Genomic DNA, 13701 nt, shown 5'->3' with positions numbered 1-13701 from the left:
GCTGATTTTCGCAGCTAGCCCTTCTCACCGGTCGGCGAGAACAGATAGCCGCCGCCGCGGATGGTGCGAATGACGGCGGGCTTGGTCGGGTCGATCTCGATCTTGCGCCGGATCCGCATGATGCGCAGGTCGACCGCACGGTCGAACGCTTCGGCGTCGCGCGCATTCGCCAGTTCCAGCAGCCGCTCGCGCGACAGCACCCGCTTCGGATTGGCGGCAAACACTTTCAACAGGCCGAATTCGGACGCGGTCAGCGGATGCTCGTTGCCTTCGTCGTCGCGCAGCGCCTGGGCTTCGAGATCGAGCCATTTGGTGCCGAACCGCACCAATTGCTCCTTCTCCGCCTTGGCGCTGGCGGCCTCGGGCGCCACCGCCTTGACCGGCGCGCTGCGGCGCAGCACCGAGCGGATGCGCGCCATCAATTCGCGCAGCTCGCAGGGCTTTGCGATGTAATCGTCGGCGCCAAGCTCGAGGCCGACGACGCGGTCGATCGGGCTTGCGGTCGCCGTCAGCATGATGACGGGGACGTTGATGCGGCTCTTCAGGTCGCGGATGATCGAGAGCCCGTCTTCCTCGGGCATGTTGAGGTCGAGCACGACGAGGTCGGGCACATTGGTTTCGATGACGCCGCGCAGGCTCTTGCCGCCGTCGCACAGCGTCACCGCGAAACCGTGCATCTTGAGGTAATCGCCGACCATTTCGCGGGCCGGCGCCTCGTCGTCGACGATGATGATGTGCTGGCTCTGGCTCATGATGTCTCTGCTGCAGGCAGTGTAACCGTAAACGTCGACCCCTGTCCGGGGCCTGGGCTATCCGCGGTCACATGGCCGCCATGCATGTCGATAATGCGTTTGACGATCGATAGACCGAGGCCGGTCGAGCTTTCGCCCGCGGTCGGCTTGGCCGACAGCCGCTGGAAGCGGCCGAACAGCCGGCCGAGATCCTCGGGCGACAGGCCCGCGCCCTCATCCGTGATCCGCACGACGGTGTTGTCACCCTCATGGGTGACGCCCACCGTGATCTTGCCGCCGATCGGTGAATATTTGATGGCATTGCTGACCAGATTGTCGATCGCCTCGCGGATCCGGTCGACGTCGCACATGGTGACGAAATTCGGCGGCGCGGAGACGCTGATGGTCTGCTGCTTGTTGACGGCCGAGGGTAGATTGGCGTCGGTGACTTCGGCCACCAGGGCGCCGACGTCGACCGGCTCGCGGCGGATGGTGATGTCGAAGGCGTCCGCCATCGCGTCCGAAATCAGATGATCGACCATCGAGGTCAGGCGCTTGGTGGCGTCGCGGATGTGGTCGACCTGCGCAGTAACGTTTTCCTTCGGCGAGCCGGCGCCGATCAGTTCGTTGAGCATTTCTGTGCGGCCGAGAATGACGCCGAGCGGATTTTTCAGGTCGTGGGCGACGGTGCCGAGGATTTCGTTCTTGAAGCCGTTGGCGCGCTGCAGCCGCAGCCACTGCGCCGAAAGCCGGCGGTTGGCCTGCATCAGCGCGCGGGTGCGCTGGGCGACGCGGTCTTCGAGCTGGGTATTGGCCGCATGCAGCTGCTGGTAGAGGATCACATTGTCGAACGCGATCGACAGCCGGCTGGAGAAAATCTCGACCAGCGCGCGGTCGGTGTCGGAAAGCTGGCGTTCGGCCTGCAGCAGCACAACGACTTCCCGGCCCGAGCCGGTGCGCAAATAGAGCACGCTGCGGTGGTCGGCGAACTCGTTCTTGCGGCGCGTGAAGGCGTCTTCCACCATCTGCCGCAAATCCGGATCGAGCGACTTGGAGCTGGTGGTGCCGATGAAGCGGCTGTAGCAGCCCGAGCCCGCCAGCACGGAGAATTCGCTGCCGGGGGCGCCGTCGTCGCGCAGCACCAGTATACCGGCGCAATCGACATTGAGCAGCGAAGCCAGTTGCGTCAGCACCCCTTCGGCGAGGCGCTGCATCGATTTGAAGTCGTACAGGGTCGAGGCGGCGTCGATGATGATTTCGAGCCCTCGCCTTGTCTGCACCATGCGCTCGAGCTGCTGGTAGCTGCGCAGGGCGGCGGTCAGCGAGGTGAACAACTTGTCCGCGGTGAGCTCGGTCTTGGCCTTGTAGTCGTTGATGTCGTACTGGACGATGACGCGGCGTTCCGGCGCCTGGCCGGGCTGTCCGGTGCGCAGGATGATGCGTACGGTCTCGTTCCTGATGTCGTTGCGGATGTACTCGACGAGGTCGAGGCCGGCGACGTCGGTTTCCATGATGACGTCGAGCAACACGGCGGCGATATCGGGATTGTTGCGCATCAGGACGCGGCCTTCAGCCGCGGAATAGGCGGAGAGGATTTCCAGCGTGGCGCCGTGGAGGTTGTAGTCGCTCAGCGCAAACCGGGTGCCTTCATGCACCGCCTGATCGTCGTCGATGACGGCGATCTTCCATTTGCGTACAGACGAATCATCCGGGGCGGTTTCGGAATCGTCGATCAGGTGGAGGACATCGTCCTGTTCGGCCATTGAGGGGTTCCGTCGGCTGCTGCGTCTGTGATCGTGGGTCCGCTGGTTACGATTCCCTTGGCGACCTTGGGCATGATAATGCGGAAAGTGGTGCCTTGTCCTAGCCTTGACTCCAGCATCATCCGGCCGCCGAGCTGTTGAGTGACAAGATTATAGACGATATGCAAGCCCAGTCCGGTACCGCCCTCGTTGCGGCGCGTGGTAAAGAACGGATCGAACGCCTGCCGCTGGACGTCCGGCGTCATTCCGGCCCCATTATCGGCAAAAATGATTTCGACATCGTCACTGCCGCGGGCCCGTGCCGAAAGCGAGATCGCCCCGGAACGGCCGTCGGCGAAGGCATGATTGGCTGCGTTGAGGAAAAGATTGGTTAAAATCTGGCCGTAGGAGCCGGGATAGCCGTCGATCAAGAGGCCCTCCGGCACGTCGACCGACAGCGTAATCGTCGCCTTCTTCAATACCGGGCGCAGGCTCGCCACGATCTGGTCGGTGGCCTCGCTGAGGCTGAATTGTCGGCGCTCGGCATGGGAGCGGTCCACCGCCACCTGCTTGAACGACTGGATCAGTTCGCCGGCACGGTGCAAATTGGCCACCAGTTGCCCGGCGGCGTCGCGCGAGCTCTTGACGAACTCGTCGAGCTTGGAGCGGCGGAGCGGCTCGGTGCGCAGCTCGGTCTCGAAGATATCAGCGCGGCGCGCGAAGCTCGATGCCACCGTCAGGCTGATGCCGATCGGGTTGTTGACCTCGTGGGCGACGCCGGCGACCAGGCCGCCCAGCGCCGCCAGCCGTTCGGCGTCGATCAGGTTCTGCTGGGCGGCATTGAGTTCGAGCAGCGCGCCCTCGGCCTTTTCCTTTGACGCGCGCAGTTCGTCCTCGGTCTTGCGTTTGGCGATGGCGTTTTCGCGGAACACCTCCACCGCGCGCGCCATCGCGCCGACCTCGTCCTTGGCTGACGTGCCCTGCACGGCGCGATCGTAATTGCCCGAGGTGATCGCGTGCATCGACGCCATAATCTGCTGCAGCGGCAGCCGGATCGAGAGTGCGATCAGGACACCCGCGGACAGGATGATGCCGAGGAAGATCACGGCGATCGACAGCACGCGGCGTGAAATGCCCGCCAGCGTGCGGTCGAAGGTTTCCTGCGCCTTTTGCTCGCGCTGGCGCATCTTCACCGACAGTCCGTCGATCACGCCGATCGCATCGGCCTGGCTGGCGTCGATGGTGTTGCGCAACAATTCGGTCCGGATCGCAAGCTGCTCGGTCAGCTTCGCCAGTCCCTCGCGCAGCGCCAGGGTTTTCGCGTGCAGCCGCGTCAGCGCCATGCGCTGCAGATCATTGTCGGCGAGGTCGGACATCACAGGGATGGTCTTTTCGATCGTCTCGGTATTCCGCCGGGCGTCCTCGGCCGAAGCCGACGCCAGCGAAAGGTAATAGGCGTTGGCGGCGACCAGCATCCCGGTAAACGCCTCGCGGGATTTTCCGAGCGACGGCCAGATCAGCGCATCGCGGTGCCCGGTGGCGCCCTCGATGATGGAATAGAGCCCGGCCATGTCCCTGGCCGGGCCCAGCACCTGCTGTTCGTAGGTTTTCGAGATCGTCGCCTGAACCGCGCGCAGTTCGCCGAAACCGTTGAGAAAGCGGTCGGTGACCTGCTCGAGCTGCTCGACCGAGCCCGAAAGCATCGGGTCGTTCGAGGCGCGGTTGGTCAGCGTGCCGAGCACGGCTTCGCGCAGCAGCAGGATCTCCGCGAACAGTTCCGGGCTCGGCTGGTTGATGTAGCGATGGATCAGGTTCTGCAGCCGGCTGGTTTCGCTTTCGAGCAGCGCCAGGATCTTGTCGGATTCCCTGACGTGGCGGACATCTTCCCAGGCCGAACCGAGCACCTTGGCGCCGTTCCATATCAGCGCGGCGAGCACCACGACCACGGCGGAGTTCAGGGCCGCGATCGACAGGATGCGCCAGCGGATCGGGACCGCGCGCAGCACCTGGACGATGCGAATACGGCCGCGCGCGGCGAGGCCCGCCGGCCGTTCCACTGATCCTTCCTGTTGCGAGGTTGCGGCCAACTCACTGCACCCCACGAATTCGTTCGATGAGCTGCGCCATCGCAGGGTCTTGCTGCGCCCTGGTGTAGATTCCCGCCATCGCCGCCTCGAGCGGCTTGCGGTCGAAATCGGTGACGATCTTGACGCCGGCGTCCTCCGCCTGCTTGCGCGAGCGCTCTTCGAGATCGCGCCATTTCTCGCGCATGAAGCGGCTCGAACGCATGGCGGCTTCGCGGAAGCTCTTCTGGTCCTCGGGCGACAGGCCAGACCAGGCCTTTTTCGACATGACCAGTACTTCCGGGCTCATCGTATGTTCGGTGAGGGTGTAGAAGCCGGCGAATTTGTAGTGATCGGTGGTGACGAAAGACGGCCAGTTATTCTCGGCGCCGTCGATCAATCTGGTGGAGAGTCCGGTCAGCACCTGACCGTAGGGCAGTGCGACCGGATCGGCGCCGAGCGAGCGGATCATCTCGACCATCTGCTCGGATTGCTGCACCCGAATCCGCAAGCCCTTGAGGTCGGCCATCGAGGTGACCGGGCGGACGTGGTTGTAGATCGAACGGGCGCCGGAATCGTAGAACGCGAGGCCGATGAAGCCGTAAGGTTCGAAGCTGTCCAGGATCTCGTTGCCGATTGGTCCATCCAGCACCTTCTGCAAATGCTCGATGGAGCGGAACAGAAACGGCATCGCCAGCACATTCATCGCCGGCACCATGCTCCCGATCAATGCGACGTTGGTACGATTGATATCGATGGCGCCTGCGCGGGTCTGCTCCAGGGTTTCCTTTTCCTCGCCGAGCTGGCGCGAATGGAACACCTTGATCTCGTGGCGGCCGCCGGTGCGTTCCGCAACCAGGCTGCCCATATAGTGCAGCGCCTGCACGGTCGGATAACTCTCGTTCTGGGTATCGGCGGCGCGAAATTCGCGCGCAAAAGCGCTCGTTGAGGCCGCTGTCAGGAACAACGCCAGAACAAGCATTATGATCCGCGAAAGGTCGGCGCGGCGATACACAGGTAACAAATCCCCTTGTGAAGAAGTCTGCGGCGGGAGAAAAAGGTTCAATATTTTTTTAGCAGAAAGCACCCACGCTTGGCTATCGGGAGCCGCTGCAATCGTTAATTGTGCGGTGCGACGGCGGTAGTGGATTGAAACGGCGGGCCCGGGCATCTATTGAGGCGCAGCGCGCAGATTTGATCGCGGTCCTGACAAGCGGTTTTGGCAAAGTGATTCATCAGTGAAGTCGCTCTTGAGGTTGTTTCAGTTCGTCGCGCTCGCACTCACCGTGCTGGTGTCTCCGGCGCAGGCGACCACCGAGATCATGTGGTGGCACGCGATGTCGGGTGAGCTCGGCAAGCAGCTGGAGAAGCTCGCGGCCGATTTCAACGCCTCGCAATCCGACTACCGGATCGTTCCGACCTACAAGGGCAGTTACACGGAAACGGTGACGGCGGCGATCTTCGCCTTCCGTTCGCGCAGCCAGCCCGCCATCGTTCAGGTCAACGAGATCGCGACCGCGACCATGATGGCGGCAAAGGGCGCGATCTATCCGGTGTTCGAGTTGATGCGCGACCAGTCGGAGCCGTTCTCGCCGACGGCCTATCTGCCGGCCGTCGCCGGCTATTATTCCGACGTTGCCGGCAACATGCTGTCGTTCCCCTTCAACGCCTCGACACCGATCCTCTACTACAACAAGGACCTCTTCCGCGCCGCCGGTCTCGATCCGGAAGTGGCGCCGAAAACCTGGCCCGATGTTGGGGCCGCGGCGAAGAAGCTGCGCGCGGCAGGCGCGGTCTGCGGTCTGACCACCTCCTGGCCTTCCTGGATCAATGTCGAGAATTTTTCGGCATTCCATAATTTGCCGCTGGCGACCAAGGGCAATGGGTTTGGCGGTCTCGACGCCGAACTGACCTTCAACAACCCGACCGTGGTGCGCCACATCACGCAACTTGCGGAATGGCAGGCCACGAAAGTGTACGACTATAGCGGCCGCGGCCAGTCGGCCGAGCCGCGCTTCCAGAAGGGCGAGTGCGGAATCTTCATCGGTTCGTCGGCGACCCGCGCCGACATCAAGGCGAATTCGAAATTCGAGGTCGGCTACGGACTGATGCCGTACTATCCCGACGTCAAAGGCGCGCCGCAGAACACCATCATCGGCGGCGCGACCTTATGGGTGCTGCGAGCCCGGCCACGCGACGAATATACCGGGGTCGCGAAGTTTTTCGCGTTTCTCTCGAAGCCGGAAGTCCAGGCGGCCTGGCACCAGAACACCGGCTATCTGCCGATCACCCGCGCCGCCTTCGATCTCTCGCGCGCGCAGGGGTTCTATGATCGCAATCCCGGAGCGGCGATCTCGATCGAGCAGATGACCTTGAAGCCGCCGACCGAGCACTCCAAGGGAATCCGGCTTGGCTCGTTCGTGCTGATCCGCGACGCGATCGACGAGGAACTGGAGCAGGTCTTCAGCGGCAAGAGGACCGCGCAAGCCGCCCTCGACCTCGCCGCCGAGCGCGGCAACCGTCTGCTGCGGCAGTTCGAGCGGGCGAATCCGGACAGGTAGGGCGCGTGCGATCTCGATCTTCCGTCATTGCGAGCGAAGCGAAACAATCCATCGCTCGGCATAACGGAAGGATGGATTGCTTCCGCCTTCGCTGATCAGCTACGGCGGACAAGTCGTGGCTATCGAATGACGGTTGATTTGATGACACCCTTACTGCCGATCCTCGCCGACTATGAAGCCTTCCACGCCTGGCGCGCCGACACCTCACGTTGGCTGCCGGCGGCGCTGGACATAGCGCACGGCCACGGCTTGAAGCCTGCGGCGCCGCATGTTTTCGCGACCGGTACCAACCTTGTCGTCGGCCTTGGCGACGAACTGATCCTGAAGCTCTTTCCGCCGATGCTTCGCGGCCAGTTTGTCTCCGAGCGCGCTTCGCTGAGGCAGTTGCGCGGACGATTGAGCATCCCGATTCCGGAAATCCTGTTCGAAGGCGAGCGCGACGGGTGGCCCTATCTCATCATCACGCGGCTGCACGGTGTCGTCGGCTCCGAGGTCTGGCCGACGCTGCCTGAAGACCAGAAGGAGCGCGTGCTTGCGCAGATCGGCGTGACCATTGCCGAAGTGCAGCGCGCCCCGCTCGGAGAGCTCGCAAACATCGAGCCGCAATGGGACCGGTTCATATCCAGGCAAATAGAGGGCTGCCGCGCGCGGCACGAGCGCCTCGGGATGCCGGAGAAGTTTCTCGATGGCTTCGACGACATCCTGCGCGATGCCGCGACGCTTATCCCGCTGGATAAGCCGCCGGTCATTCTGACCGGCGAATACATTCCGGAGAACTTCCTGTTGCGCCAGGAGAGGACCGCATGGCGCCTGTCGGGGCTGTTTGATTTCGGCGATGTGATGACCGGCTGGGGCGAATATGACCTGCTGGGTCCGAGCGCGTTCATGGCCGCGGGAAACCCGCGGCGGCTGCGCAGCCTGTTCGAAGGGTTCGGATACGCACCCGCCGACATCAATTCGGCCATGAAACGGCGGCTGATGGCGCTGATGCTGTTGCATCGGGCCAGCGATCCGGTCCGGCATATCTGCATCGAGAACTGGCAGGGCAAGGCCGGCAACCTTTCCGAATTGCAGGACCTGGTCTGGCCGGTCTGACGGGTGCGACGAAACCGCACATCAAAGAGGCGTGCAAAAATTCTGCATAAAGAGTGAGCAATTATGCATCTTTGTATGCAATTGGAGGATCGTTTTGTCGAGTCGGCTTCGCCTGATATTTGATATCTCCATGTGATATCACTCAATTAGTGGAAGATTAGCCCTTCATTAAGGTTTGGCACGAACCTTGCGATTCCCGGTTCCAAAGCCGTTTCCCTCAGGCGTTGGAGCATCACATGAAGCGTCGCGATTTCCTGAAATCCGTCACCGGAGTCGCCGCGGGCGCCCTGGTGCCGGCGCCGGCTATCTTCTCCCCCGCCAAGGCCGATGCGCGATCGGAGACGCTTCTGATCGTCTCGGAAGGCGGTCCCAACAACCTCGACATCCATGGCGTCGGCACCAACGTGCCCGGTTATGAAGTGTCGTGGAATTGCTACGACCGCCTGATCACCCACGAGATGAAGAGCGGTCCCGGCGGCGTGCCTTATTACGACCGCGACAAGTTCAAGGGCGAACTCGCTGACGACATGAAGATCGATGACATGTCGGTGACCTTCAAGCTGAAGAAGAACGCGAAATTCCATGACGGCGTGCCGGTGACGTCCAAGGACGTCAAATGGTCGCTCGATCGCGCGGTCTCGGTCGGCGGCTTCCCGACCTTCCAGATGAGCGCGGGCTCGCTGACCAAGCCGGAGCAGTTCGTTGTCGTCGACGACAACACGCTGCGCGTCGACTTTGCCAAGAAGGACCGCCTGACGATCCCCGATCTCGCCGTCATCGTGCCCTGCATTGTCAATTCCGAGCTCGTGAAGAAGAACGCGAGCGAGAAGGACCCCTGGGGTCTCGAATATACAAAACAGCAGACCGCGGGCTCCGGCGCCTACAAGCTCTCGAAGTGGACCGCCGGCACCGAAGTCATCATGGAGCGCAATGATGCCTGGGTCGGCGGTCCCCTGCCGAAGATCAAACGCGTGATCTGGCGCATGGTGCCGCAGGCCGGCAACCGCCGCGCGCTGCTGGAGCGTGGCGACGCCGACATCTCCTATGAACTGCCGTTCAAGGATTTCCAGGAGATGAAGGCCAACGGCAAGCTCAACGTGGTGTCGCTGCCGTTCAGTAACGGCATCCAGTATATCGGCATGAACGTCACCAAGCCGCCGTTCGATAATCCCAAGGTGCGCCAGGCGATCGCCTACGCGCTGCCCTATCAGAAAATCATGGATGTCGTGCTGTTCGGCCTCGCCAACCCGATGTTCGGCGCTTCCGCCGACAAGGCCACCGAAGTGGCGTGGCCGCAGCCGACCAAATACGCCACCGACATGGCCAAGGCGAAGGCGCTGCTTGCGGAAGCCGGCTACGCCAACGGTTTCGAGACAACGATCTCGTTCGATCTCAACTTCGCAGGGGTCAACGAGCCGCTCTGCGTGCTGGTGCAGGAGAGCCTCGCCCAGATCGGCATCAAGGCCACGATCAACAAGATCCCCGGCGCCAACTGGCGTACCGAGTTGAACAAGAAGGAGATGCCGCTCTACACCAACGTGTTCTCGGGCTGGCTCGATTACCCCGAATACTTCTTCTACTGGTGCTATCACGGGAACAATTCCGTCTTCAACACCATGAGCTACAAGTCGCCGGAGATGGACAAGCTGATCGACGGCGCGCGCAACGCGGCCTCGACCGGCGACAAGGCGGCCTACGACAGCGACGTGAAGGGCTTCGTCGATCTCGCCTACAAGGATATCCCGCGGATTCCGCTGTATCAGCCCTTCGTCAACGTCGCGATGCAGAAGAACATCTCGGGCTATCAATACTGGTTCCACCGAAGGCTCGACTATCGCGCGCTGGTGAAGGCGTAATCCGCCATGCTGACCATGATCGGCAAGCGGCTGATGTTTGCGATCCCGTCGCTGATCGGGGTCGTGATCGTGACGTTCCTGCTGACGCGGGCGCTGCCCGGCGATCCCGCCGCGTATTTTGCGGGGCCCGCCGCGACCAAGGAGGCGGTCGAGCAGATCCGGAAAAAACTCGGCCTCGACAAGCCGCTGATCGAACAGTTCTTCCGCTACACCAACGATCTCGCCCATGGCGATTTCGGTAATTCGCTGACGACAGGTCAGCCCGTTGCCGCCGAAATCCGCAATCGCCTGCCGGCTTCTGCCGAGTTGACGCTGCTCGGCCTGTTCGTTTCCATCGTGATCGCTATCCCGCTCGGCGTGCTGGCCGCCACCCGGCCTGGCTCGTGGATCGATCACCTCTGCCGGATAACGACGACGGCCGGCGTGTCGCTGCCGGTGTTCTTTACCGGGCTGGTGCTGGTCTATGTCTTCTATTTCCGGCTCGGCTGGTCGCCGGCGCCGCTCGGCCGGCTCGATGTGTTCTACAGCGCGCCACCGACGGTGACCGGCTTCTATCTGATCGACACCCTGATCGCGCGCGATTTCGAGGCGTTTCGTTCCGCGCTGAGCCAGCTGATCCTTCCCGCAACGACGCTGGCAATCTTTTCGCTGGCGCCGATCGCGCGCATGACGCGGGCGTCGATGCTGGCGGTGCTGGCGTCGGACTTCGTGCGCACGGCGCGCGCCAGCGGCCTGTCGCCGGGCACCGTGATCGTCACCTATGCGTTCCGTAACGCGATGCTGCCTGTGATCACCACGCTCAGCATGGTGTTCTCGTTCTTGCTCGGGGCCAACGTGCTGGTGGAGAAAGTCTTCGCCTGGCCCGGCATCGGCTCCTACGCGGTGGAAGCGCTGATCTCGTCGGATTTCGCGCCGGTGCAGGGCTTTGTGCTGACCATGGCCGTCATGTACGTGCTGCTCAATCTGATCATCGACATTCTCTATGGCGTCATCGATCCGCGCGTGAGGCTGGAGGGGTAATAAGCATGAGCACCGTTGCGCCTGCCGTCGAACCCGTCGGTCCCGCGCGAACGTCGGGACTGACAGCGATCTTCGAACACACCCGCTATGTGCTCGGTGAGAACCGCGTCACCGCCTTTGCCTTCGCCCTGTTGATCGTGATCCTGTTCGCGGCGGTATTCGGTCCGTACATCGTGCCCTACGATCCGCTCGCCAGCGACACCGCCGCTGCCTTGAAGGCGCCTTCGGCGGCGCACTGGTTCGGTACCGATCAATTGGGCCGCGATATCTTCAGCCGCGTCATCGTGGCGACACGGCTGGATGTGTTCATCGCGGTGGCTTCGGTGGCGCTGGTGTTCCTGATGGGCGGGCTTGCCGGCATCGCCGGTGGCTATTTCGGCGGCTGGACCGACCGCATCGTCGGCCGCATCGCAGACACCATCATGGCGTTTCCGCTGTTCGTGCTGGCGATGGGCATCGTCGCTGCGCTCGGCAATACCGTGCAGAACATCATCATCGCGACCGCGATCGTGAATTTTCCGCTCTATGCCCGCGTCGCCCGCGCCGAGGCCAATGTCCGGCGCAACGCCGGCTTCGTCCAGGCGGCGCGGTTGTCGGGCAATGGCGAGTTCCGGATTCTGCTGGTGCACATCCTGCCCAACATCATGCCGATCATGATCGTGCAGATGTCGCTGACCATGGGTTACGCGATCCTCAACGCCGCAGGTCTGTCCTTTATCGGCCTTGGCGTGCGGCCGCCGACCGCTGAATGGGGCATCATGGTCGCGGAGGGCGCCGGCTTCATGGTGTCGGGCGAATGGTGGATCGCGCTGTTCCCCGGCCTCGCGCTGATGATCGCGGTGTTCTGTTTCAACCTGCTCGGCGATGGTCTGCGCGATATCGTCGATCCGCAGCGAAGAACCTGAGGACATGCCGATGACCGCGCTGCCATTGCTCGACGTCAACGACCTCACGGTGGAATTCGCCACGCGGCGCGGCATCGTCAAGGCGGTGCAGCACGTCAACATCTCCGTGGCCAAGGGCGAGACGCTCGGCATCGTCGGCGAGTCAGGCTCCGGCAAGTCGGTGACGTCTTACGCCGTGATGCGGATCCTCGACCGCGCCGGCAAGATCGCCGAGGGCTCGGTGATGTTTTCCGGCATCGACGTCAAGGCCGCGACCGAGAACCAGATGCGGGATCTGCGCGGCCGCGAAATCTCGATGATCTTCCAGAACCCGCGCGCGGCGCTCAATCCGATCCGAAAAGTCGGCGACCAGATCGAGGACGTGCTGCGCCAGCATGTGCAGTCAGCGGCCAGTGATCGCGGCGAGAAGGCGATCGAAGCGCTGGAGCAGGTCAAGATCGCACGCCCGCGCGAGCGCTACCACGCCTATCCGTTCGAGCTGTCCGGCGGCATGTGCCAGCGCGTCGTGATCGCGCTGGCGCTGGCTTGCAATCCGCAGCTCCTGATCGCCGACGAGCCAACCACCGGCCTTGATGTCACGACGCAGAAAGCGGTGATGGACCTGATCGTCGAGCTCACAAAACGGCGCGGCATGTCGACCATCCTGATCACGCATGACCTCGGATTGGCCGCCGCCTATTGCGACCGCGTGGTGGTGATGGAAAAGGGTCGCGTGGTCGAGACCGCGAAATCCGCCGACATTTTTGCCAACCCCGAACATGCCTACACCAAGAAGCTGATGCGCGCGACGCCGCGGATCGGCGTCTCCTTGCGCGATCTGTTGCCGGAAGAAGATGCGGCGGCGCTGCCGGCGCTGACGCCAGCGGCTCCGGCCGACAATCAAACCAAGCCGCTGCTGCTGGTCGAGAAACTGGTGAAGGAATATCCGCGCCAGGGCGCCACGGCTGTGCTCGGCAAGCTGTTCTCGCACAAGCCGCCGGTCGAGGCCGAACTGTTCCGCGCGGTCGACGGCATCAGCTTTTCGGTCGGTCACGGCGAGAGCGTCGGCCTGGTCGGTGAATCCGGTTGCGGCAAATCGACGACGTCGATGATGGTGATGCGGCTGCTGGACCAGACCTCGGGTCGCATCGTGTTCGATGGCGACGAGATCGGCACCATGCTGCCCAACGCCTTCGCGCGGCTCCCGTTGCGCAAGAGCATCCAGATGGTGTTCCAGGATCCGACCGACAGCCTCAACCCGCGCTTCACGGCGGCGCGCGCCATCGTCGATCCGATCATGCAGCTTGGCGACATCAGGGGACGCGATGCGCTGCGCGCCCGTTGCGAGGAACTCGCCGGGCTGGTCGGTCTCCCCGTTAATCTGCTCGATCGCTTTCCGCACCAATTGTCCGGCGGCCAGAAGGCCCGCGTCGGCATCGCCCGCGCGATTGCGCTGCACCCAAAACTCGTGATCCTCGACGAGCCGACCGCGGCGCTCGACGTCTCCGTGCAGGCGGTGGTGCTCAATCTGCTGCAGGACCTCAAGTCGTCCTTGGGTATGAGTTATCTGTTCGTCTCCCATGATTTGAATGTGGTGCGCCTGTTGTGCGATCGTGTCATCGTGATGCGCGCGGGACGAATCGTGGAACAGGGCCCGTCCGAACAGGTCTTGGGCAATCCGCAGGACGCCTATACAAAGGAACTGCTGACGGCGATCCCGCATCCGCCGTTGCCGGTTCACTAATAAAC

Annotated in this window: 10 protein-coding genes; 6 read left to right on the top strand and 4 right to left on the bottom strand. The window is 62.9% G+C overall.

The window, feature by feature from the left end; genetic code table 11:
* Positions 1–14 precede the first annotated feature (14 nt).
* The 4 genes from ABIE49_RS18335 to ABIE49_RS18320 are packed head-to-tail and all read right to left on the bottom strand — an operon-like array spanning position 15 to position 5518.
* Positions 15–752, bottom strand: coding sequence for a response regulator (locus ABIE49_RS18335; RefSeq protein ID WP_192735523.1), 738 nt, complete (start codon positions 750–752; stop codon positions 15–17).
* Complete coding sequence (locus ABIE49_RS18330) at positions 749–2494, bottom strand: ATP-binding response regulator (protein WP_192735522.1); 1746 nt, start codon at positions 2492–2494, stop codon at positions 749–751. Before ABIE49_RS18330 ends, ABIE49_RS18335 begins: the two co-directional genes overlap by 4 nt.
* Positions 2464–4530, bottom strand: a complete 2067-nt coding sequence (locus ABIE49_RS18325; RefSeq protein ID WP_192735521.1) for a sensor histidine kinase — start codon at positions 4528–4530, stop codon at positions 2464–2466. The genes ABIE49_RS18330 and ABIE49_RS18325 overlap by 31 nt, the downstream gene beginning before the upstream one ends.
* A gap of 31 nt (positions 4531–4561) precedes the next feature.
* Entirely contained in the window at positions 4562–5518 is a 957-nt protein-coding gene (locus tag ABIE49_RS18320) for a TRAP transporter substrate-binding protein (RefSeq protein WP_192735520.1), read from the bottom strand.
* A 256-nt stretch (positions 5519–5774) separates the two neighbouring features.
* Here ABIE49_RS18320 and ugpB point away from each other — a divergent pair, with 256 nt between their 5' ends.
* The 6 genes from ugpB to ABIE49_RS18290 all read left to right on the top strand — a co-directional run bounded on the left by ugpB (position 5775) and on the right by ABIE49_RS18290 (position 13696).
* Positions 5775–7097 carry a sn-glycerol-3-phosphate ABC transporter substrate-binding protein UgpB gene (gene ugpB, locus ABIE49_RS18315; protein WP_192735519.1) on the top strand — a complete coding sequence of 441 codons (1323 nt, stop codon included), beginning with the start codon at positions 5775–5777 and terminating at the stop codon, positions 7095–7097.
* Positions 7098–7238: 141 nt separating this feature from the next.
* Entirely contained in the window at positions 7239–8192 is a 954-nt protein-coding gene (locus ABIE49_RS18310; RefSeq protein ID WP_192735518.1) for an aminoglycoside phosphotransferase family protein, read from the top strand.
* Between the two features lie 236 nt (positions 8193–8428).
* A complete protein-coding gene (locus ABIE49_RS18305) occupies positions 8429–10048 on the top strand; it encodes an ABC transporter substrate-binding protein (protein ID WP_192735517.1) in 1620 nt (539 codons plus the stop codon).
* 6 nt (positions 10049–10054) lie between these two features.
* Complete coding sequence (locus ABIE49_RS18300) at positions 10055–11068, top strand: ABC transporter permease (RefSeq protein ID WP_192735516.1); 1014 nt, start codon at positions 10055–10057, stop codon at positions 11066–11068.
* Between the two features lie 5 nt (positions 11069–11073).
* Positions 11074–11973, top strand: coding sequence for an ABC transporter permease (locus tag ABIE49_RS18295; RefSeq protein WP_192735515.1), 900 nt, complete (start codon positions 11074–11076; stop codon positions 11971–11973).
* A gap of 10 nt (positions 11974–11983) precedes the next feature.
* Positions 11984–13696, top strand: a complete 1713-nt coding sequence (locus tag ABIE49_RS18290) for a dipeptide ABC transporter ATP-binding protein (protein ID WP_192735514.1) — start codon at positions 11984–11986, stop codon at positions 13694–13696.
* Positions 13697–13701 lie beyond the last annotated feature (5 nt).

The sequence above is a fragment of the Bradyrhizobium sp. OAE829 genome (genome assembly GCF_040546575.1).
In the GTDB taxonomy this organism is placed as follows: domain Bacteria; phylum Pseudomonadota; class Alphaproteobacteria; order Rhizobiales; family Xanthobacteraceae; genus Bradyrhizobium.
Note: the sequence above shows the minus strand (reverse complement) of the source record. Positions and strands in the feature narration are given on the sequence as shown.

Coding starts and splice junctions, on each gene's coding strand:
- ABIE49_RS18295 (WP_192735515.1), top strand. CDS start 11,074: ATGAGCACCGTTGCGCCTGCCGTCGAACCCGTCGGTCCCGCGCGAACG.
- ABIE49_RS18305 (WP_192735517.1), top strand. CDS start 8,429: ATGAAGCGTCGCGATTTCCTGAAATCCGTCACCGGAGTCGCCGCGGGC.
- ABIE49_RS18300 (WP_192735516.1), top strand. CDS start 10,055: ATGCTGACCATGATCGGCAAGCGGCTGATGTTTGCGATCCCGTCGCTG.
- ABIE49_RS18330 (WP_192735522.1), bottom strand. CDS start 2,494: ATGGCCGAACAGGACGATGTCCTCCACCTGATCGACGATTCCGAAACC.
- ABIE49_RS18310 (WP_192735518.1), top strand. CDS start 7,239: ATGACACCCTTACTGCCGATCCTCGCCGACTATGAAGCCTTCCACGCC.
- ABIE49_RS18335 (WP_192735523.1), bottom strand. CDS start 752: ATGAGCCAGAGCCAGCACATCATCATCGTCGACGACGAGGCGCCGGCC.
- ABIE49_RS18320 (WP_192735520.1), bottom strand. CDS start 5,518: ATGCTTGTTCTGGCGTTGTTCCTGACAGCGGCCTCAACGAGCGCTTTT.
- ABIE49_RS18290 (WP_192735514.1), top strand. CDS start 11,984: ATGACCGCGCTGCCATTGCTCGACGTCAACGACCTCACGGTGGAATTC.